Origin of the sequence: Sphaerisporangium perillae (genome assembly GCF_023276435.1) — a bacterium.
GTDB lineage: Bacteria > Actinomycetota > Actinomycetes > Streptosporangiales > Streptosporangiaceae > Sphaerisporangium > Sphaerisporangium perillae.
This window is the reverse complement of sequence record NZ_JALLPO010000022.1, coordinates 15,876-36,376: the sequence shown is the minus strand read 5'-3', so window position 1 is coordinate 36,376 and position 20,501 is coordinate 15,876. Positions and strand designations below refer to the sequence as shown.

Genomic DNA, 20,501 nt, shown 5'->3' with positions numbered 1-20,501 from the left:
ACGCTGCTGACCGTGCCGACTGCTCCCCCTGCGGCCGGTCCAGACCGGGCGTTGGATCCCCCGCCGCCGAATCCGGGACCGCCGCTGCGGGGCGCGCCGTGCCCTGCTGTCGCGGAGGAGGACGTCGCTGCCGCCGAGGGGGACGTGGCCGTTGCCGAGGGGGACGTGGCGCAACCGGCGGAAAGTCCGATCACCGTACACATCAGGGCAGCGGCGAGCTTGCGGGAAAGCATGGAGACCACTTCTTCCGTTCGATGGGAACACACCGAGCCTCGCGAGTCGCGGTGAGGCTCCCCCGAGAAAGGGATGAAGAATTCCTTTGAACATGGACGCGGGCCGCGTGGGCGGGTGCCGGGGCGCGAGGACCTCTGAGCCGCACGCCGGTTTCCCGGCTCAGAGGGGGAAGAGGCCGACTCCCATGCCGGCAGCGCGGGTTCGATTCCCGTCACCCGCTCCAACGACGAAAGCCCAGGTCATCCGATGGATTCGGAACCTAGGCTTTGATCTTGTTCGAGCTAATTGATCTTCGCGAGACCCAGATCGTGGGCGACGCGCGTGCCGAGGTCGGGGTCGACCTTGCTCCAGTAGTCGTTGACCGCCCGCTCCTGGATGAAGCGCTCTACCCCCTGGCTCAGGTGCCAGACGATGTTGCCGACCAGATGGTCCCGATCGGCCGGCGACATCACCTTGCGGTAGAGCGTGCCGGGCTGGATGAAGTCGTTGTCGTCCCTGTGCGCCTCGTAGGCCGTACGCATGATCTCGGCGGCCTCCACGAACCAACTCGGATCGCGGTAGCGCTGCGGATCGGCCGTCGGCCCGCCGTAGCTGTTCGGCGCGTAGACCGGCTGGTTCCCATTGTGGTGGTAGCACATCGGGCCGTCTTTGTTGTAGTTGCGCACCTCGTTGAGCGGCCGGTTGACCGGCAGCTGCGCGTAGTTCGGGCCGGTGCGATAACGGCTGGAGTCGCCGTAGGCGAACATCCGCCCCAGCACCATCCGGTCCGGGCTCGGCCCGATGCCCGGGACGAAGTTGGCCACGTCGAACCCGGCCTGCACGATCTGGGCGAAGAAGTTCTCGGGGTTGCGGTCGAGCACCATCCGGCCGATCGGGATCGTCGGATAGTCCTCGTGCGGCCAGACCTTGGTGATATCGAAGGGGTTGAAGCGGTAGTCGGCCGCGTCCTCATACGGCATGATCTGCATCTCGAGGCGCCAGGACGGGTAGTCCTCGCGGGCGATCGCCTCCCGCAGGTCGCGCCGGTGGTAGTCGAGGTCCTCGGCGCGCATGGCCCTGGCCTCGGCGTCGGTCATGTTCTGGATGCCCTGCTCGGTCTTGAAGTGGTACTTCACCCAGAACTTCTCGCCGGCGGCGTTCTCCCACATGTAGGTGTCGCTGCTGTAGCCGTTCATGTTGCGCCAAGTGCGTGGCGTCCCCCGGTCGCTCATGAGGATCGTCACCTGGTGGGCCGACTCGGGCGAGAGCGTCCAGAAGTCCCACTGCATGTTGTTGCTGCGCAGGCCGCTGTCGGGCATGCGCTCCTGCGAGTGAATGAAGTCAGGGAACTTCATGGGGTCGCGCACGAAGAAGACCGGTGTGTTGTTACCGACGAGGTCGTAGTTGCCGTCTTCGGTGTAGAACTTGAGGGCGAAGCCGCGGACGTCGCGGTCCGTGTCCGGGTAGCCCTCTTCGCCGGCCACCGACGAGAGGCGCACGAGCATCGGTGTGCGCTTGCCGACCTGGTTGAGGAAGGCGGCCTTTGTCCACTGGGTGACGTCGGCGGTCACCTCGAAGTAGCCGAAGGCGCCGCCGCCCTTGACGTGGTACACGCGATCGGGGACGCGCTCGCGGACGAAGTGGGCCAGCTTCTCGATCAGGTAGGCATCCTGCAGCAGATTGGGGCCGCCGGCGCCGACCGTGAGCGAGTACTCATTGCTGGGCACGGGGATACCGGCGTCCGTGGTCGTGTTCAGTGACAGGTCACTCATTCGCCCGCCCCCCTATTCTCCTTCCAAGACATGCTTGCATCCGCTCTGGCACCAAGTGGCAATCGTCGATGCCGGTGGATGAAGATCTCTCAGCAGGGCCCTGATCTGTGGGGCGAGGGGCGCTATGTGCTCCACGGGCGTAGGGTGCTGGTCGCGGTGACCCTGCCCGCGCCGTCCCTGACCTGCGCCGAGACGCAGGTCTCGTCGGGGTCGGGTGCCACCGTCAGGCGCTGCTCACCGAATGCCGGCGCGACGAGGCGGTAGGCGAACTCCTGGCCGACCAGCGGCACACCCGAACGACGGATCAGCTCGCCCATCATCAGGGCCTGCAGCGGCCCGTGCACGACCAGACCGGGGTAGCCCTCCTCCGCGGCATACGCGGAGTCGTAATGGATGCGGTGCGCGTTGTAGGTCAGCGCTGAGAACCGGAACAGCACCACCGAGTCCACGTCGAGCGCGAGGCCATCCTCGGGCGCCGTGTGCGCGGGGGTCTCGGAAGTGCTGGGCTTCGCCGGCAGCGTCGACCCGGGGGCCCGGTAGACGATGTCCTGCTCGTCGGTGATCGCCGGCCGGCCGCCCTGCTCGATGTCGCTGCGGACGGTCACGAACGTCAGCGGCCCGGACTTGCCATCCTTTTCCGCGGTGCGGACGATCCGCGTCGTGCGGGTCGCCGGCTCGCCGAATCGCAGCGGGGTGTGCATGGACACCCGACCGCCGGCGAACATGCGCAGCCGCCCGGGCCCGGGAGGCGCCGGTATGCCGTGCGTCGGATGCCCGTCCGGACCCAGGTCCCTCTGCCTGCGACGCTCGAGCAGGTAGATCCAGTGCCACAGGGCGGGCAGTTCCTCGTCGCCGGAGGGCGGGTCGATGTCCAGCAGGCCGGCGAGGGCCTCGGCCGGCTCGGGGGTGATCAGCTCGGTGCGGCGGCTGGTCTGGGTTTCGCCTTGCTCCGCGCTGGCCGCGCTCGATGTCATGACTGATCCTTCGTGGGGCTTTTGGAAGCGAACTCGGCACGGATGGCGTCGCTGTGCTCGCCGAGCGCGGGGATCGCGCCCATCGCCGCCTCCCGCCCCGCCACGGTGACCGGGGGCAGCAGGGAGCGGAGGGTGCCGACGGGAGAGTCCACCTCGCGCCACCGGTCGCGGGCCTCCAACTGCGGGTGCTCGGCGAACTCGTGCATGCTGCGCAGCCGGGCGTTGGCGATGCCGACTTCGTCGAGGCGCTCGGTGACCTGCTGGGCGGTCAGGCCGGACAGGGCCTCCTCGAGCATCACGCACAGCTCGGCGTCGTTCTCCACGCGGCTGGAGTTGCGGATGAAGCGTGGGTCCCGGGCCAGGTCCGGCCGGCCCAGCACGTCGGCGCAGAGCGCCGCCCACTCGCGGTCGTTCTGCACGCCGATGAACACCTGCACCCCGTCTCCGGCGTGGTACGGCCCGTAGGGGGAGATGGAGGCGTGGCGGGCGCCCGTGCGGCGCGGAGGCGTGCCGCCGTAGCCGGCATAGAAGTACGGCTGGCTGATCCACTCCCCGAGCGCGTCGAGCATCGCCACCTCGAAGCCGGTGCCGACGCCGGTGCGCTCGCGCTCGTACAGCGCGGTCAGCACACCGCTGTAGGCGTACATGCCGGCGGAGATGTCCGCGACGGAGATGCCGGCCTTGGCGGGCGACTCGGGCGTTCCGGTCACCGACAGCAGGCCGGTCTCACACTGAACGAGCAGGTCGTAGGCCTTCTTGCTGCGGTAGGGCCCCTCCGAGCCGTAGCCGGAGATCGAGCAGGTGATCAGCCTCGGGTGCTTGGCCCGCAGGGTCTCCCCGTCCAGGCCGAGTCGCTTCATCGCCCCTGGCACGAGGTTCTGCACGAACACGTCCGCCTGCGCGAGCATCGCGTCGAGGAGCACGCGGTCCTCCGGGTCCTTGATGTCGAGCGTGATGCTCTCCTTGCCCCGGTTGAGCCACACGAAGTAGCTCGACATGCCCTTGACCGTCTCGTCGTAGCCGCGGGCGAAGTCCCCGCTGCCCGCACGCTCGATCTTGATCACGCGTGCACCCAGGTCGGCCAGCTGGCGGGTGGCGAACGGGGCCGCCACGGCCTGTTCCAGTGCGATTACGGTGATGCCCTCCAATGGGAGCACTAGGACCTCCTCGGGTCGTCGGGGACCGGCTCCAAGCCGGCCCGTCGCAGGACCAGACGGGCGCGCTCCACGACCGGCCGGTCGACCATCTGCCCGTCCAGCCGTCCAGCACCGCCGTCGGTGACGCTGTCCAGGATCCGGCGGGCGCGCCGCACCTCCTCCTCGCTGGGGCTGAACGCGGCGTTGACGGCGCTCACCTGACGCGGGTGGATGCACAGCTTGCCGCCGAAGCCCAGACCGGCCGCTGTGGCGGCGTCCGCCGCCACGACGGAAGGGTCGTCCAGTGCGACGGTGACACCGTCGACCGGAGCGGCTATGCCCGCTGCGCGGGATGCCACGACGAGGGAGGATCGCGCGAAGAGCATCGGGGTCGGTGCTTCCTCGGCGCCGACGTCGAGAGCGAAGTCGATCGAGCCGAAGGCCAGGCGAGCCACGCGGTTCGCCGAGGCCAGATCATATGCGCGATGCAGGCCCAGCGCCGTCTCGACCAGTGCGACCACCGCCGTGTCCGGGCCAAGGGCGTCGCCGAGCTCAGCCAGGGCACGTGGGTCCTCGGCCTTGGGCAGCATGACGGCACGCAGGCCTGGTATCCCCGACAGCGCGGAGACGTCCGCGTCGTAGAACGGCGTGCCGTGGGCGTTGATCCGCACGCACGCGACACCGCCCTTGTCGAGCCAGCGCGTGACCCCGGCGCGGGCCGATGCCTTGGCGTCGGCGGCGACGGCGTCCTCCAGGTCGCAGACCACGACGTCAGCGCCGCTCGCGGCCGCCTTGGCGAACCGGTCGCCGCGGTCACCAGGGACGAACAGCCAGGAACGAGCGCTGTGCACGTCCACCGTCGCGGGCGGGCGGGCGTCGACGTCCGTACTCATCTCAGGGGGCCACCGTGCCGCGGCTGACCAGTTGGCGGGCGATGACGTTGCGCTGGATCTCGTTGGTGCCCTCGCCGACGATCATCAGGGGCGCGTCACGGAAGTAGCGCTCCACGTCGAACTCGGTGGAGTAGCCGTAGCCGCCGTGGATCCGGATGGCGTCGAGCGCGATCTGCATGGCGGTCTCGGAGGCGAAGAGCTTGGCCATACCGGCCTCCATGTCGGCCCGCTCACCGGCGTCGAAGCGACGCGACGCGTAGAGCACCAGCTGGCGGGCCGCAGTCAGCTTCGTGGCCATGTCAGCGAGGTAGTTGCCGATCGACTGGTGCTTCCAGATCGGCTTGCCGAAGCTCTCCCGCTCCTGGGAGTAGCGCAGCGCGTCCTCCAGGGCGGCTCGCCCGACGCCGAGGGCCCGGGAGGCCACCTGGATGCGGCCGATCTCCAGACCGCGCATCATCTGCGCGAACCCCTGCCCCTCGCGCTCGCCCAGGAGGGAGGACTTCGGGACGCGGAAGTCGTCGAAGGCGATCTCGCAGCTCTCCACGCCCTTGTATCCCAGCTTGGGCAGGTCGCGGGAGAGGGAGAAGCCCGGGCCCTTCTCGACCAGCAGGATGCTGATGCCCTTGTGTGCCGGCGTGGCGGCCGGGTCGGTCTTGCACAGCAGCGCGATGAGCTCTGCCGTGCGGGCGTTGGTGATCCACGTCTTGGAGCCGTTGATGACGTACTCGTCACCGGCTGAGGATGCGAAGGTGCGCATCGCCTGCAGGTCGGAGCCGCCGCCGGGCTCGGTGAGGGCCATCGTGGCGCGCAGCTCACCGGTCGCCATACGCGGCAGGTAGGTGTCCTTCTGCTCCTGAGTGCCGTAGTCGAGGATGAGCTTGGCGACGACCGTGTGACCACCCATGGCGCCGGCCAGGCTCATCCAGCCACGGGCCAGCTCTTCGGTGACGAGCGCGTAGCAGGGCGTGCTCACGCGAGCCTCGCCCCAGGGCTCGGGGATCGCCAGGCCGAACACGCCCAGCTGCTTCATCTGCTCGATGAGCTTCTCGGGGTAGGTGTTGGTGTGGTCCAGTTCCTGCGCGACCGGCTTCACCTCCCGGTTGACGAAGTCACGGACCATCTCGACGATCGCTTGCTCTTCCTCGTTCAGTCCCTCCACGGGGACTCCTCTCCGGTTGTGATCGGTGCGGCGCCTCAGCGCGCGAAGCGGGTCGGTCTCATCGGTGCGGCGCCTCAGCGCGCGAATCGGGTCTCAGAAGTGGTCGCGCAGGATCTGGCACGCGGATGACCAGCCGATGGTGTCCGGGACGAGCGTGGTGCCGTCGAGGCAGTCCTCGACCTTGCGCAGGAGCTCATCCCGCGTGGGAGGACGCTGCGGTGAGCCGGGCGGGAACTGGGACCGGACGCGCAGCACGTCGTCGCCGGTGTGGACCTCCGCTTCGAGCTCTCCGGCGAGCAGCCAGTCGCCGCCGTCGCCGAGCCGCACATCGACCAGGTCCACCAGGCGACGGGCCTCCGGTCGTCGCACCGCCTGGTCCGTGAAGCTCGCGAAGCCCTGGTGGGAGTCCAGCAACGCGGTCGCCGCGGCGTACTCGAGGCTGAACTTGGCCTGCAGCCCGGTGTCCGGACGGTGGTGGATCAGCGGGGTGACCGTGCCCTTGGGCGTCTTGAGCACGATGCGGTCGACCTGGGCGGCGTCCAGCTGGGTGGCCAGGCCGGCCAGAGCGCTGATCGGGCGCTGCAGTGCGTAGCAGCAGGGGAAGATCTTGACGGCCAGGCCGCCGGGAATCGCCGGGCCGGTCAGGTCAAGGACGCTCGGGTCGCCACCGACGAGCTCCAGCCATTGGTCGAGCGCGGAGACGTCCGCACTGGCGCCCGCGGCGGCCAGATGCGCCGCCCGCACGCCTGCGTCAACGGCGAAGCCGACCTGCAGCGACTTGGCGTCGGTGCCGAACGCTCGCTGGACACCGCCTGCCGCGGGGACCGCGAGGGCCATGGCCGTGGCGAGCCGGCCGGCGTCGAGGCCGAGGGCCACGCCGGCGCCGACGGCGGCGGCCGGTGCGCCGGCGGTGGTGGTGGCGTGCCAGCCGGAGGTGTAGTGCGACCAGCCGAGCACCGTCCCCAGCCGGGACATCACGCCGGCGGCGGCGAGGTAGGCGCGCGCGTCGCCCCCGGCCGCCAGCACGGCCGGAACGCAGACGGCGCTGATGTGGGTCGTCGACTCCATGTGCAGATCGTCGAAGTCCAGCACGTGCGCGGCCACGGCCCACCGGGCCGCCTCCGACAGGGACGAGGCCGTCTCGACCACGGGCTCATTGCGCGCTGCCACCGCGACCGCGACCGTGTCCAGCAGGGAGCGATCCGCTAGTTCGAGGTCGGCGGCGGTAGGGCGCAGGTTCGCGGCCCAGGTCGCCAGCTCCCTGGCAATGGAACTCACAGCGCCAGCTCCTTGCATGTCAGATGACTAAGAATGTACGGCCATTTATCCAGAAAGTACGGCTGGCGTCAACATGTGTCGGCATCCATCCCGTGGACCGGGGAAACCCGGGCATGCCGAGCCGGGGCGGGCCCTCCTGGGACGCGCCTCGGCGGGGCTCGCGGGATCAGTACGCGCCGAAGCGCTACGGGCGGTGGCGGCGAAGCCGGGTTCGATAGGAGTACCGGTCGGGGTGGAAGTGGCTGATCGCCAGCTCGACCGGATCGCCGTTCGTGTCGAAGTACATTCGGTCGATTCGCAGCACGGGGGTGCGCGCCGGGAGGCCCAGGCTCTCCGCGACCTCGCCACCGGCGGTCCCAACGGTGATGCTCTGTTCGGCGTCCTGGATCGGAGCATCGAGGGCCTGGTCGAGCAGGCCGATGATGGTGACCTCGCTGACCGTCCCGGGCTTGGAGAGCTCCTCGACCTCGCCGAGGTGTGCCCTGACGCCGGGCGGCAGATAGATGCTCGTGTGCGAGAAGGGCTCCCCGTGGTGGACCCGCAGGAAGGACGCCGTGACGACCCGGTCGTCAGGCAGGCGCAGCCTGCCGGCCGAGGTGGGGTCCACCGCGGCGGCGAGGGGGCGCAGGACCTGCAGCTGGCTGTCGGCCGACAGGCCCATCAGGTCCTCGACAGAGCCGAACTGCCGCAGATAGCGCCCCGAGGCCGGTGTGACGAACGTTCCCCTGCCGGGCACCCGGAACACCAGGTCCTCGGCCACCAGATCCTGAAAGGCGCGCCGGACGGTCTGGCGGCTCACGGCGTACTGGCGCGCGATCTCGGCCTCGGTGGGCAGTGCGGTGTCCGGCGGGAACGCGTGACCCAGGATCTGCGTTCGGAGGTCGCCCCATACGCGCCGGAACGCCGGTTCCGCCTTTGCCGCTGGGTCCACCGCGGTTCCTCCTCGCACTGCGAGTCTCGCAGGACGCATTTGTTGTACCAAATGTTGAACATTATATGGGAGACGTTCAAGCCTCCAATGCTGTTCACCGCCCTGATGCGGCATGAGCGCGTCCCCGAGCGCACCGATGTGACGAGATTCGCCCGGTCAGGGCATGACGTCCCCGGAGTTCGGGCCGAGGGTCTGCCCGACGTAGAGGTTGCCGCCGGGTTCACCGGCCAGCAGGACCGCGGTGGGGGCGACCTCCTCCGGCCGGCCGAACCGACCGAGAGGAAGCTCGGCACGCTTGGCGACCTTCCAGGCCTCCGTGATGCCGGCGACCATCGGGGTCTCGACAGGGCCCGGGGCGATCGCGTTGACCAGCACGTTGTGTTCGGCGACCTCCAGGGCCAGTGACTTGGTGAACCCGATGACACCGGCCTTGGCCGCGGCGTAGTGGGTGAGCGAGCGCCCTCCCTTGATGCCGAGCTGGGAGGCGATGTTGATGACGCGACCCCACCGCCGCTCGACCATGTGAGGGACGACGTGGCGGCAGCACAGGAAGACACCGGTGAGGTCGACCGCGATCGTCTCCGTCCACATCCGGAGATCCATCTCGACCAGCGGCGCCTCGGTGAGGATGCCGGCGGAGTTGACCAGAACGTCGATCCTGCCCAGCCGTTCCATCGCGGCGTCGACCGCCGCGGCCACAGACTCGTTGTCGCTCACGTCGACGACGACATGACCGGCCGCGCCTGCCTCGGCGGCCGCCTTGGCCGCCCGCTCGGCGTCGCGGTCGGCGACGATGACCTCGGCTCCCTCACGAACGTAGGCGTCGACGACGGCGCGGCCTATCCCGCTCGCGCCTCCGGTGACGAACGCGGTCCTGCCCGCGAGAACCGGCATGAGATCCTCCTTCGCTTTGATGGCTTACCTGGTCAGTCGGGCATGCGCACGGTGAGCCCACCGTCGACGACGAGGGCCTGGCCGGTGACGTAACCGGCGTCGTCGGAGGTGAGGAACCGGATGACGGACGCGACCTCCTCCGGCTGTCCGACCCGGCCCCAGGGGATGCTTCCTCCCGCGCGGGCCAGTCCCTCCGGCCCCAGCGAGTTCACCGGGTCGGAAGACTGAGGGGTGACGATGAGCCCGGGAATCACGCTGTTCACCCGGATTCGCCGGGGCGCGAGCTCCACCGCCAGGCTGCGGCAGAGCCCGACCACTCCCGCCTTGGCCGTGGCATAGTGGGCGTGCTCGCCCCAGCCGTACACGCCGCCGGCGATCGAGGAGATGGCGACCATCGCGCCGCCGTCCCCCATGCGCCCGGCCGCCGAGCGCAGCGTGCGCAGCACACCGGTCAGGTCGACCTGCAGCATGTCGTCCCAGGCGTCATCAGTGAGATCCGCGAGCGCGGCCTTGCGCAGCACGCCCGCGTTGGCCACCGCGATGTCGAGACGGCCCCACTCGTCGATCGCGCGCTGCGCGAACGCCTCGACCTGCGCGGCGTCGCGCACGTCCACCTCGTGCACGACGCACGTCCCCCCGGCCTTCTCGACCAGGCGGGCGGTCTCGGCGGGGTCGTGCGGGTCACCAGGGTAGGCGCCGACCACGGTCCGTACCCCTTGGGAGGCGTAGGCCACGGCCAGCGCACGGCCGATGCCGCTGGCGGCGCCGGTGATGATTGCGACCCGGCCGGAAAGGCCGGACGAGATCGGCGATGTCATGTGATCTCCAGTGGTGATGGGTGTGAGTGCCGAATATTCGGAGGGTCAGCCGCCTGCTTCGACGGTGGCCGCGGAAGCGGACACGTTGACCTGCTCGAAGGCCTCCCGCACGCCGGCCAGGCCGGCTCCGGCCGCCAGCAGCAGGCTCAGCAGTATGCGGGCCTTCAGGCCGTCGAGGAAGCCCGCCGGGATGAGCCCGCGGGAGAGCAGATCCCGCTCGGAGCCGGGGAAGCCGTAGGTCTCCCGCAACAGTTCGCCACCGCCGGTGCGCGAGGCCAGGACGACGGGCAGCCGCCCTGCCAGCCGCTCGAGCGCGGGGACCACGTGGGCGGGCACGTGGCCGCCACCGAAGGCCTCGACCACCAGGCCGGCGTACCCCAGGGCCTCCACCTGCTCGACCAGGCGGGAGTCGTCACCGAGGGTGGACTTCAGCAGCGCCACCGCGGGAACCTCCTCGCCGACGCCGGTCGGCGTACCCCGCAGCTCAGGGGCGCGGAAGGCGATGCGAGGGCGACCCTCCACCATCCAGCCGAGCGGACCGGCCGTCAGCGAGCGGAACGTCGCAGGGCTGGAGGTGTGGGTCTTGCGCACGAAGCGGGCGGCGTGGATCTCGTCGTTGAACACGACCAGCGTGCCGAGCCCCGCGGCCTGCGGGGACGCCGCCACCTGCACTGCGGCGAGCAGGTTGGCCGGGCCGTCGGGGCCGGCGAGCGTGGGGTTGCGCATGGCTCCGGTCACGACGACGGGTCGTGGGCCGCGCACCAGCAGATCAAGAGCGAAAGAGGTCTCCTCGATGGTGTCGGTGCCCTGGGTGACGACGACACCCGCCACGCCGGCGTCGAGGCGTTTGGTGATCTCCGCGGCCAGGGCGACGAGGTCTGGCAGGGTGAGGTCGCCGGACGCCGTCTGCCGGAAGGCGACCGTCTCCAGCTCGGCGACCTCCCGCAGCTGGGGCACCGCGTCCACGAGCTCCCGGGCGCCGAGCCGGGGCGTGACCCCGGCCGCGTCGCCGGAGTTGTTCGTCGAGGCGATGGTCCCGCCGAGGGAGAAGACCGTCACCTGGGGCAGCCCTGACTGAACCGTCACAGTGTCATTTCACTTTCAATCGATGGCGAGAAAAGTGTGGAACGAGCGCTCGAGCAGCTCGGTGTCGATGTCGCGGACGATGAAGACCAGCCGCGTGCCGGGAGGGACCGGCACGCCCAGGTGCTCGGGCCGGTGGATGACGTGCTGGACACCGTTGACGGCCACGGGCCCGACGCCACGGACGTCGAGCACGCCCTTGACCCGCAGTACGTCGGTGCCGCGGGCGTGCAGCAGCAGGCTCAGCCACACGGAGAAGGCCTGCCAGTCGAGGGGCTCGTCGACCACCAGCTCCAGGGTGGAAACTCCGCTGGTGTGGGTGGCGTCGACCACGGGTGGGGCGGCCGGCCCGCGCCGCGCCGATACCGCCTCCTCGGCGCGCAACAGTTCACCGTTGGCCGTCACGCTCACGCCTGCGGACGGGTTCATCTGGTGCAGCCGCCGGACCAGCTCGTCCACGTCATCGGGCTCGGCCAGGTCGGCTTTGGTGACGAGGAGCTCGTCGGCGGCCAGGAGCTGGCGAAGGGCGACCTCGTGGTGCTCGATGCTGCCCAGCCCGGTCAGGGCGTCGACGGTGACGCAGACCCGGGCGAGGGCGTAGTGGTGCTTCAGGACCGGGTCGTGGGCGACGGTGAAGGCGATGGGCCCCGGGTCGGCCAGCCCGCTGGTCTCGATGATGACGTGGTCCCGGCGCGGCGCGCCTCCGCGCTGCTCGGAGTCCAGCAGGCCGGCCAGGGCCAGGGCCAGGTCATCCCTGCGAGTGCAGCACGCGCAGCCGCCCGACAGGACGACCGGGCGCTCCCCGTCGGTGGTGAGGAGGACGTCGTCGACCATCGTGTGACCGAAGTCGTTCAGAATCACCGCGGGCGCGTCCGCGCCGGTGCGGGCCAGCTCGCGCCGCAGCAACGTCGTCTTGCCCGACCCGAGGAAGCCGCTGAGCAACGTCACTCCGCGCCGGCTCTGCGCCGGGTGGGCGGGCGGTCTCAGGAGGGTCACGCGCCCGCACCTGCCGGACCGCCGCGTGCCAGAGCCTCGAGCAGCACAGGGTCGAGCACGTCCACGCGCCGGGAGCTCAGCCGCTCGGCCGCCTGCCACACCGCGGGCAGGCCGGCGGCGACCTCCGCGGCTCCCTTGCGGTCCGCCACCACACAGTGCGGGCCGGTGCCCGGGTCGGACACCGTCAGGCCGTAAGGGGCCAGGACCGCCGACAGGATGCGCGTCCGCCGGTATCGCGAGCGGCCCAGCACCGCGTCCGCCCCACCGTCTGAGACCCCGTCCGACCAGTGGTCCTCGGGGACCAGTTCATAACACAGCACGCACATGAAGACGGCTCCCCATTCGTGTCTTTCGGCCTGGCCAGGGGCGGGGCCGGTGGCCGTGGCCACCGGCCTCGCCCATCAGGTCAGGTGCCCGGCATGAACGGGCTGCCCTTGGGACCGGGGTAGGCGTAGCGGCTGCGGAAGTCGTCCGCCGCGTCCTCCATGGTGACCCAGCTGATGCCCTCGTGGCCGTTGATGTACTCGATCAGGCGCTCGAGCATGAGCAGCACCTGCGGCCGCCCGGCGACGTCCGGGTGGATGGTGAAGGCGTACACGCCGTAGTCCTGCTCGCGATACACCCAGTCGAACTGGTCCTTCCACCACGACTCGACGTCGCGGGGGTTGACCCAGCCGGCGCTGTTCGGAGCCTTCTTGATGAACATCATCGGCGGCAGGTCGTCCATGTACCAGTTGGCGCCGATCTCGACCAGGTCGATGACCTCACCGCGGACCAGCGGCTTCATCCAGGTGCTGGCCTCCTGGGTGTAATCGATCTTGGTCCACGAGTCACCGATTCGGGCGTAGAACGGCATGAAGTCGTGCAGGCCCTGGCCGTGGTCGTAGGTGAAGCCGTACTTCTGCAGCAGCGACGTGGTGATCTCCGACATCTCCCACCACGGCGGCACGTAGCCGCGGGGCGCCTTGCCGCTGACCTTCTCGATCAGCTCCACGCAGCGGGCGAGGACGTCCTCCTCCTGCTTGGGCGTCATCGCGATCGGGTTCTCGTGCGAGTAGCCGTGGGCGCCGATTTCGTGGCCCGCGTCGACGATCTTCTTGACCGAGTCCGGGAAGGTCTCGATCGAGTGACCGGGGATGAACCAGGTCGCCGGCAGCTCGTACTTCTTGAACAGGTTCAGCAGACGCGGCGTCCCGACCTCACCGGAGAACAATCCTCGCTGGATGTCCGACGGCGAGTCCTCACCGCCGTACGAGCCGAGCCATCCTCCGACGGCGTCGATGTCGACGCCGAATACGCATTTGATGTCCTTGGGCATCTTGATCTCTTCTCCTAGATGGCCGGCGCCGCGGGTCACCGACGGCGCCGGGCTGTTTCACTGGAATGTCCGGAAAAGGCTCAGGGTCAGTCGAGCCGCACCTTGCGCGGGTCGACGTTGCGTGCACCGAGGAGGATCAGACCCGAGGCCAGGATCGGCAGGCAGCCGAAGAGGAAGGCCGTCGTGGTCCAACTCTGGCCGGCGGCCAGCGCCGCGGTGATCAGCAGGCCGCCCAGGACCGCGCCGACCTGTCCTGCGGCGTTGATGATCGAGCCGCCGGTCGCACGGGTGTGGACGGGGAAGCTCTCGCCGTTGAAGAACAGCAGCGCCGCGTAGGGGCCGATCAGGAAGAACAGGCCGGCGCTGTAGAGCGCGATGATCAGGCCGAAGCTTCCGTTGGGGGCGAGCAGCATGCCGCTGAAGGAGATTGCGGACATGATCCACCCGATCACGATGGCGTTACGGCGGCCGATCCGGTCGCCGAACCAGCCGTGGAAGAGGTAGCCGGCGAAGGCCGTCACGTTGGAGATGATCAGGATGGCCAGCGCGTTGTCGAACGTGATGTGCTTGCCGTCCGCGGCGGTCAGCAGCGAGGTGCCGAGGATCGCGAAAGCGAGGACACCGAGCCAGTTGAACAGGGTGGCCAGGCCGATCACGACGGTGGAGCGCAGCGACTCGCCCTTGAACGCGGACGCCAGCGGGGTCGACCGGTCGGTCAGGTCCACGCCGGCCGAAGCCGCGAGCGCCTTGGCCTCCTCGGTGTGTCCTTCGGCCAGCAGCTTCTCCGCGCGGTGACGCACCACGAACTGCGGGCTCTCCTTGAGGTAGCGAGCCGCCCACAGCATGAAGATGGCCGGGAACACGGCGACGATGAAGCACAGCGCCCAGCCGCCGATCGGGAACAGCACGTAGATCGACACGGCCGCGACCACGGAGCCGATCGGCCAGCCCGACTGCACCATGGAGTAGATGAAACCGCGGCGACGGGCCTTGGCCGGGTCGGTGTACACCTCGGCGAACAGCTCGTTCAGGTAGGTCGCGTTGATCGCCTGCTCGGCGTAGCCGAGACCGGCCAGGGCGCGCACCAAGATCAGGATCACGATGCCGACACCGCCGATCAGGCCGACGACCCAGCCCGCGATCGCGGTCAGCAGCGAGGCCACGGCCGCCCCGATGACGGCGAGGATGATGCCCTTCCGACGGCCGACGCGGTCCACGAAGGGCCCGACACCGAAGGCGACGAGCGCGGTGCCGACCGTCACCCAGGTGTTGATCCCGGTCGACTGGGCCGATGACCAGCCGTGGTCTTTCGCCAGTTCGGGAAGGAGGTTGCCGAACAACACGAAGTCGTAGACGGCGAAGGTCCAAGCGAAGAAACACACCCAGGTTGCGATCTTCACGTCCCTGCTGGTGACGCGATGCGATTCGTCGGCGAGCAGCCCGGCATTACTTGAGACCGATGGGTCCATTGACTTTGTTCCATTTCATAGAGTCCCCAACCCGTCTGACGGCGGGGGGTGGGTGCGGACTGTCTAGCGTTCTGCGGGGAGAACAGACCGATACGCGGCTGTTCGTCGGGGGGACCGATGTGTCTGTCCAGCCGTGCATGCCCAGTTGGACTCGTGCCCGGCACCTAAATATGTAAGGCCATTTATAGCCATGGGTCTGTGGCCGGTCAAGGGTTTGGCTGGTCAAGGGTCTGTCAGCGAGAAAATTTGGCCGGTCAGAGTTTGACCAGACAAGCGTTTGGCCGGTCATAAGGTTCGGCCTGGAATCCGCCATGGCCCCGACGGCCGGCCCCGGCAAGCGCCTACCTGACCACGGGCGTCTCGCTCGGAGGAATGGGCGTCCAATGCCTCGCCACCTGCCGCCCACCCCACGAAGAGTCGCTACAGGTGGCGGCTTCGCGAAGCATGCCGACCGGCTGGTGACCACGCGGCGTGGCCACGATGACCCGATGGTGACCGGCCCCTCCGATCAACCTGGTGACATGCTCGCGCATCGGCCGGCCGATGCGGAGAAAGCGTTCCCGCTTGGTACGGGTCGCCGGCCGGCTCTTCGACCCCGGTGCCGGGTCAGCGCGGGCCGCGGACGCACCGCCAGGCGACCGGCAACAGCCCGGCGGCGATTGCGATCTTGAATGCATCGCCGACGAGGAACGGGGTGACACCCGCGACGACGGCCTGCCCGGCGCCGAGCTGGAGATCGACCGCGAGCCAGCTCGCTCCGAAGAGGTAGATCACCACGTTGCCGACGGCCATCAGACCGATGGTGCCTGCGACACCGCGGTCATGGCCGCGCCGGGCGAGCTCCCCGGCGAGCGCCGCGGCGAACACGAATCCCACCACGTAACCGAAGGCGGGACCACCCACCCCGTGGCCGTGCCCGGCGTACCAGGGGACGCCGGCCGCTCCGGCGACGAGATAGAGCAGCATGGACAGGGCCCCGCGGACCGTGCCGAGCGTGGCGCCGACCAGGAGCACGGCGAGCGTCTGCAGGGTGAAGGGCACGGGGCTGAACGGGGTGTGCATCGAGATCTGGGCGGTGAGACCGGTGAGACCGGCGCCGCCCGCGACGAGGAGGACGTCACGGACGACCGCGCCCGGAATGAGGTCGGCGAGCACCATGGGGCGCATCGACTGCGTGGTGGCGGTCAAGGCTGTACTCCGTACTGTGGTCGGTTCTCGGAAGATGCTCAGGCGATCTCGACGATCAGGTCGCCTTCGTCGAGGACGTCGCCCTCGCTGACGGCGAGTTTCGTCACGGTGCCCGCGGATTCGGCCTCGATGGGGAGTTCCATCTTCATGGACTCGAGGATCACCAGGGTGTCTCCGGCGGCCACGGCGCTGCCTTCGGACACCAGGACCTTCCAGACGTTGGCCGCGATGTCGGCGGTGATCTGCTGGGCCATGTGTCGGCTCCGTTTCAGGTTCAGGGGCGTGCGGCACGCATCCGCGTGACGAGCGCGGTGCTGTACGTGCCGTCGATGAAGGAGGGCTCGCCGAGAAGTTCGGCGAAGAACGGCAGGTTGTGCTTGGGCCCGGCGATGGCGAACGACGCGAGGGCGGTGCGGGCCCGGGCCAAGGCCGCCTCCCGGGTGTCGGCGTGCACGATCAGCTTCGCCATGAGTGAGTCGTACGACGGGGTGACCCTGGTGCCCTCGGCGTATCCCGCGTCGACGCGGACGCCGTCGCCGGCCGGTTCGGTCCAGGTGGTGATCGTGCCGGGGCCGGGCAGGAAGCGGATCGGGTCCTCGGCGTTCACCCGGAACTCCACGGCGTGGCCGTGTGGCCGCAGCGCGGCGAGGTCCACCGACGGCGGCTCGCCGGCCGCGACGCGCAGTTGCTGCTCCACCAGGTCGACTCCCCAGACCTCCTCGGTGACGGGATGCTCGACTTGCAGCCGGGTGTTCATCTCCAGGAAGACGAAGCTCTGGGACCCCGGCTCCCCGTAGACGAGGCACTCGACGGTGCCCGCGTTGCGGTAGCCGACGGCCTTCCCGGCCTGGACGGCGGCGACGAGCATGTGCTCGCGCAGTTCCGGGTCCAGGCCGGGGGAAGGGGTCTCCTCGACGAGTTTCTGGTTGCGGCGCTGCACGGAGCAGTTGCGTTCGCCCAGGGCGACGACGGTGCCGTCGGCCAAGCCGAGGATCTGCACCTCGACGTGTCTGGCGTCGGGGTAGTAGCGCTCCAGCAGAACCCCGCGGTCGCCGAACATCCGCTCGGCGAAGCCGGAGACGGCCGCGTACTGCTTGCGCAGGCCGTCCTCGTCATGGACGACGGCCATGCCCATGCCGCCCCCGCCTGCCGAGGCCTTCACCATCAGGGGGTAGCCGATCGCCGCCGCCGCGTCGATCGCGGCGGCTTCCCCGGCCACGGGCTCGGGGGTGCCCGGTGCGACGGGCATGCCGGTGGCGGCGACCGCGTTGCGTGCGTTGATCTTGTCGCCCATCAGCTCGATGACCGCTGGGGACGGTCCGACCCAGATCAGGCCCGCCTGCTCCACCTGGCGGGCGAAGCTCGCGTTCTCGGACAGGAAACCGTAGCCCGGGTGGATGGCGCGCGCTCCGGTGCGCCGCGCGGCATCGAGGATCCTGTCCGCGTTGCGGTAGGACTCGGCCGGAGCCGCCGGGCCGAGTTCCACCGCCTCGTCGGCCTCGTTGACGAAGGGCATTCCCGCGTCGGCGTCGCTGTGCACGGCGATGGCGCGGATGCCGAGCCGCCTCGCGGTGCGGATGATCCGGCGGGCGATCTCGCCGCGGTTGGCGACGAGCAGGCTCTCCATCATGGCCGCGCCCCGTCCGGCGCGGCGAGGATCTCGGCCAGCGGGACCATGTCGATCCCGTGGTCGGTGAGGGCCCGGTGCACCGCCGCCGCGGTCTCCACGCCGTTGGGCGCGTCACCGTGCAGGCAGAGCGAGACGGCCTCGATGTCGAGCTCGGTACCGTCGTCGGCGGCGACCCTCTTCTCCAGCACCATGCGGACCGCTCGCCGGGCGACCAGCCCGGGATCCCAGGCCAGCTTGATCGGTTCGATGATGAGGCGCCCGGAGCGGTCGTAGTGCAGGTCGGGGAACGCCTCAGGGACCAGCCGGACGCCTTCGGCCGCCACCGCGTCCGCGGTCGCGAGGTTCAGCAGCATCAGCGGCAGCGAGGCGTCGGTCTTGGCCACGGCGCGGGCGACCGCGGCCGCCAGGGCGGGATCCTCCGAGGCCATGGCGTACAACGCGCCGTGTGGCTTGACATGGGCCAGGCGGCCACCGGCGGCGCGTACGAAGGCGTTGAGCGCGCCGAGCTGGTAGAGGCAGTAGTCCTCCAGCTCGGCGGGCGGGATGATCATACGTCGCCGGCCGAAGCCCATCAGGTCGGGCAGGGCGACGTGCGCGCCGATCGCCAGGCCCCTCTCGACCGCGGCGGCCACCGTGCGGCGCATGGTGGGCGGGTCACCGGCATGGTAGCCGGTGGCGATGTTCACCGACGTGAGGTAGGGCATCATGCCGAGGTCGTCACCCAGGGTCCAGCGGCCGAAGCTCTCCCCCATATCGCAGTTGACGTCGATCCTGGGCATCAAAGCTCCTCGTAGTGACGGGGGTCGGTCGTGTAGTCGATGCGTGCGGACAGCGCCAGCGCCTCCTCGAGCGGCACCTCCCGGAACCGGATGGTGTCGCGGCCGGGGCGGAGCTGGCCGATCTTCCACAGCCCTGCCTGGACCACGGTGCCGATCACGGTGAACCCGCCGGCGGTCGGCCCGTCCGGGCCGAGGATGACCGGAACATCACCGTTGGTGTTGATCCCGCCGATCGGATAGCTGCCGTCGAGCACGTTGGACGGGTGCCCGCCGGCCACACCGCCGGAGGGCCTGGCCCACTGGAAGCGACGGGCGTTCAGCCGGGTGCCGACCCGGTTGGAGTTGAGGTCCACCTTCCAGTTACTGGCCAGCAGATCCTTCCAGTCCTGTTCGGTGAGGAAGTCGGGGTCGGCGTGCGGGCCGCGCATCACCTCGACCTCCCAGTCGTTCGCCAGCCCGGGCCGCAACGAGGTCGGCACCCGGAGCCGGGTGGGCGAGGGCCCCGGATACCCGTGCAGCACGTCGCCCTTGGTGAGGGCCCGGCCTTCCACGCCACCGATGCCGCCCATGGTGTAGGTGGCGCGTGACCCCAGCACGACAGGGACGTCGATGCCGCCCGCCACCGCGAGGTACACCCGGAACCCGGGACCCTTGATGATCGAGCAGGCGATCTCGTCGCCGGGCACCACGGGAACGGTCTCCCACAGCGGCACGGGCGCGCGGTTGAGCGTGATGCCGGAACCTTCCGCGCCGGTGACCGCGATCGAGGTCTCGGCGAGCACTCGCAACGTGAGCCGGCCCATGGGGATCTCCAGCGCGGCGGCGCCGGGATCGTTGCCGACGAGGGAGTTGGCGATGCGGAAGGACAGGTGGTCCATCGGGCCCGCCGGGAAGAACCCCTTGGACTGCAGCCCGCGGCGGCCGGGGTAGTCCTGCACCAGCGTCTGCAGGCCGGGCGAGACGACGTCGAAGACTGCGTGCGTACCGGTCATCACGGCACCTCCATCAGAGCCGCGGCGGCCTCGCGGGCGGTGCGCAGCGTTTCGGCCTCGGCGTGAACCTCGGCGATACGGGCCAGGTAGTCGGCGACAGAGAAGGGATCGTCCTCGATCATGTACTCGTAGCGGTTCTCCAGGACGTCCCGGCGCACCCCGAGGAGTTGGTCCTCGCTCACCTGCATGAAACGCACCCGGTCGCCGGGACGGATCAGGAGCGGGTCGCCGCGAAAGATGTCGTGCCGGGCGAGGATGTCGTAGATCGGCACGGTGCGCCCGAACAACTGATAGCCGCCGGGCGCCTCCACGGGGTAGATCGCCACGCAGGGGCCGCCGATGCCGACCGCGCCCTCGGCGGTCCAGGTGCGGGTCGGGTTGTACTTCGGCACGGTGATGGCGTTGCGCGGGTCGAGCGGGAACATGAACGGCAGACCGGGGAAAAAGCCGGTGTAGGCGTTCCACCAGGTGGTGCCGGTCACCGTGGCGTACAGTGCCTCGCGGTCGGGCAGGCCGTTGTACTCGACGATGTAGTCGATGTTGGAGTTGTCCCGGACGTTCGGCGCCTCCTGCCGGATCGTGGTGGCGTAGCGGTGCACGGCCTCGCGGCTCTCGGAGTCGTCGAACGCGATCGGCAGGGTGATCAGCCGGCTCGGGATGATGAGAGAGCGCACCGATTGCTGAGCTTCGTGCACCTCCTCCATCGCCTCGATGAGGGTTTCGCGGTCGATGAGCGAGGGCTCGTGGTGCAGCAGCAGCGAGCGGAAGCCGGATGCCGCCTCCACCAGCCCAGGTACGCGGTGCTCGGCCAGCTGGGCGGATATCGCAGTGACAAAGAAGTTCAGCTCAAGGTCCAGGGCCATCTCGCCGTATTCGACGAGCACGTGCCGGTCCCCGGCAGCCCGGTAGGTGATGGCCGGCCGGTCGCCCTGGGCGGGCCGGCTGTTGATGATGGCGGTCATGGTTCGTTCCTCATCG

At 69.6% G+C, this 20,501-nt stretch carries 20 protein-coding genes; all 20 read right to left on the bottom strand.

The window, feature by feature from the left end:
• Positions 1–515: 515 nt before the first annotated feature.
• Positions 516–1,985, bottom strand: coding sequence for a catalase (locus MYF83_RS22005; RefSeq protein WP_279339885.1), 1,470 nt, complete (start codon positions 1,983–1,985; stop codon positions 516–518).
• Between the two features lie 122 nt (positions 1,986–2,107).
• On the bottom strand, positions 2,108–2,959 hold the full coding sequence (locus MYF83_RS22000; protein ID WP_248962474.1) for an HTD2 family dehydratase: 852 nt from the start codon (positions 2,957–2,959) through the stop codon (positions 2,108–2,110).
• The gene (locus MYF83_RS21995; protein WP_248962473.1) at positions 2,956–4,116 is read right to left on the bottom strand and encodes a CaiB/BaiF CoA transferase family protein; all 1,161 of its coding nucleotides are present in this window, start codon (positions 4,114–4,116) and stop codon (positions 2,956–2,958) included. Before MYF83_RS21995 ends, MYF83_RS22000 begins: the two co-directional genes overlap by 4 nt.
• A complete protein-coding gene (locus tag MYF83_RS21990; protein ID WP_248962472.1) occupies positions 4,116–4,988 on the bottom strand; it encodes an HpcH/HpaI aldolase/citrate lyase family protein in 873 nt (290 codons plus the stop codon). Before MYF83_RS21990 ends, MYF83_RS21995 begins: the two co-directional genes overlap by 1 nt.
• Position 4,989: 1 nt before the next feature.
• A complete protein-coding gene (locus MYF83_RS21985) occupies positions 4,990–6,147 on the bottom strand; it encodes an acyl-CoA dehydrogenase family protein (protein WP_248962471.1) in 1,158 nt (385 codons plus the stop codon).
• A gap of 93 nt (positions 6,148–6,240) precedes the next feature.
• Positions 6,241–7,425: an MmgE/PrpD family protein gene (locus tag MYF83_RS21980; protein ID WP_248962470.1), complete on the bottom strand. Its 1,185-nt coding sequence runs from the start codon at positions 7,423–7,425 to the stop codon at positions 6,241–6,243.
• A gap of 184 nt (positions 7,426–7,609) precedes the next feature.
• Positions 7,610–8,356: a GntR family transcriptional regulator gene (locus tag MYF83_RS21975; RefSeq protein ID WP_248962469.1), complete on the bottom strand. Its 747-nt coding sequence runs from the start codon at positions 8,354–8,356 to the stop codon at positions 7,610–7,612.
• A 156-nt stretch (positions 8,357–8,512) separates the two neighbouring features.
• Positions 8,513–9,250, bottom strand: a complete 738-nt coding sequence (locus MYF83_RS21970) for an SDR family NAD(P)-dependent oxidoreductase (RefSeq protein WP_248962468.1) — start codon at positions 9,248–9,250, stop codon at positions 8,513–8,515.
• A 32-nt stretch (positions 9,251–9,282) separates the two neighbouring features.
• Positions 9,283–10,068 (bottom strand): SDR family NAD(P)-dependent oxidoreductase, encoded by a 786-nt coding sequence (locus MYF83_RS21965; RefSeq protein WP_248962467.1) that lies wholly within the window; start codon positions 10,066–10,068, stop codon positions 9,283–9,285.
• A 45-nt stretch (positions 10,069–10,113) separates the two neighbouring features.
• Positions 10,114–11,154 (bottom strand): asparaginase, encoded by a 1,041-nt coding sequence (locus tag MYF83_RS21960; RefSeq protein ID WP_248962466.1) that lies wholly within the window; start codon positions 11,152–11,154, stop codon positions 10,114–10,116.
• Between the two features lie 15 nt (positions 11,155–11,169).
• Entirely contained in the window at positions 11,170–12,147 is a 978-nt protein-coding gene (locus MYF83_RS21955; RefSeq protein WP_248962465.1) for a CobW family GTP-binding protein, read from the bottom strand.
• Positions 12,144–12,536, bottom strand: a complete 393-nt coding sequence (locus MYF83_RS21950) for a hypothetical protein (protein WP_248962464.1) — start codon at positions 12,534–12,536, stop codon at positions 12,144–12,146. The genes MYF83_RS21955 and MYF83_RS21950 overlap by 4 nt, the downstream gene beginning before the upstream one ends.
• Positions 12,537–12,553: 17 nt before the next feature.
• The gene (locus MYF83_RS21945) at positions 12,554–13,465 is read right to left on the bottom strand and encodes a polysaccharide deacetylase family protein (protein WP_248962463.1); all 912 of its coding nucleotides are present in this window, start codon (positions 13,463–13,465) and stop codon (positions 12,554–12,556) included.
• An 86-nt stretch (positions 13,466–13,551) separates the two neighbouring features.
• Complete coding sequence (locus MYF83_RS21940) at positions 13,552–14,934, bottom strand: MFS transporter (protein WP_248962462.1); 1,383 nt, start codon at positions 14,932–14,934, stop codon at positions 13,552–13,554.
• Between the two features lie 606 nt (positions 14,935–15,540).
• Entirely contained in the window at positions 15,541–16,122 is a 582-nt protein-coding gene (locus MYF83_RS21935; protein WP_248962461.1) for a biotin transporter BioY, read from the bottom strand.
• A gap of 38 nt (positions 16,123–16,160) precedes the next feature.
• Entirely contained in the window at positions 16,161–16,376 is a 216-nt protein-coding gene (locus MYF83_RS21930; RefSeq protein WP_248962460.1) for a biotin/lipoyl-binding carrier protein, read from the bottom strand.
• Between the two features lie 20 nt (positions 16,377–16,396).
• Entirely contained in the window at positions 16,397–17,752 is a 1,356-nt protein-coding gene (locus MYF83_RS21925; RefSeq protein ID WP_248962459.1) for an acetyl-CoA carboxylase biotin carboxylase subunit, read from the bottom strand.
• Positions 17,749–18,531: a LamB/YcsF family protein gene (locus MYF83_RS21920; RefSeq protein ID WP_248962458.1), complete on the bottom strand. Its 783-nt coding sequence runs from the start codon at positions 18,529–18,531 to the stop codon at positions 17,749–17,751. The genes MYF83_RS21925 and MYF83_RS21920 overlap by 4 nt, the downstream gene beginning before the upstream one ends.
• Complete coding sequence (locus MYF83_RS21915; RefSeq protein ID WP_248962457.1) at positions 18,531–19,523, bottom strand: 5-oxoprolinase subunit C family protein; 993 nt, start codon at positions 19,521–19,523, stop codon at positions 18,531–18,533. Before MYF83_RS21915 ends, MYF83_RS21920 begins: the two co-directional genes overlap by 1 nt.
• Positions 19,523–20,485 carry a carboxyltransferase domain-containing protein gene (locus tag MYF83_RS21910; RefSeq protein ID WP_248962456.1) on the bottom strand — a complete coding sequence of 321 codons (963 nt, stop codon included), beginning with the start codon at positions 20,483–20,485 and terminating at the stop codon, positions 19,523–19,525. Before MYF83_RS21910 ends, MYF83_RS21915 begins: the two co-directional genes overlap by 1 nt.
• Positions 20,486–20,501: the final 16 nt, after the last annotated feature.

Coding starts and splice junctions, on each gene's coding strand:
- MYF83_RS21925 (WP_248962459.1), bottom strand. CDS start 17,752: ATGATGGAGAGCCTGCTCGTCGCCAACCGCGGCGAGATCGCCCGCCGG.
- MYF83_RS21970 (WP_248962468.1), bottom strand. CDS start 9,250: ATGCCGGTTCTCGCGGGCAGGACCGCGTTCGTCACCGGAGGCGCGAGC.
- MYF83_RS21965 (WP_248962467.1), bottom strand. CDS start 10,068: ATGACATCGCCGATCTCGTCCGGCCTTTCCGGCCGGGTCGCAATCATC.
- MYF83_RS21910 (WP_248962456.1), bottom strand. CDS start 20,485: ATGACCGCCATCATCAACAGCCGGCCCGCCCAGGGCGACCGGCCGGCC.
- MYF83_RS21990 (WP_248962472.1), bottom strand. CDS start 4,988: ATGAGTACGGACGTCGACGCCCGCCCGCCCGCGACGGTGGACGTGCAC.
- MYF83_RS21940 (WP_248962462.1), bottom strand. CDS start 14,934: ATGGACCCATCGGTCTCAAGTAATGCCGGGCTGCTCGCCGACGAATCG.
- MYF83_RS21930 (WP_248962460.1), bottom strand. CDS start 16,376: ATGGCCCAGCAGATCACCGCCGACATCGCGGCCAACGTCTGGAAGGTC.
- MYF83_RS21915 (WP_248962457.1), bottom strand. CDS start 19,523: ATGACCGGTACGCACGCAGTCTTCGACGTCGTCTCGCCCGGCCTGCAG.
- MYF83_RS22005 (WP_279339885.1), bottom strand. CDS start 1,985: ATGAGTGACCTGTCACTGAACACGACCACGGACGCCGGTATCCCCGTG.
- MYF83_RS22000 (WP_248962474.1), bottom strand. CDS start 2,959: ATGACATCGAGCGCGGCCAGCGCGGAGCAAGGCGAAACCCAGACCAGC.
- MYF83_RS21945 (WP_248962463.1), bottom strand. CDS start 13,465: ATGCCCAAGGACATCAAATGCGTATTCGGCGTCGACATCGACGCCGTC.
- MYF83_RS21920 (WP_248962458.1), bottom strand. CDS start 18,531: ATGCCCAGGATCGACGTCAACTGCGATATGGGGGAGAGCTTCGGCCGC.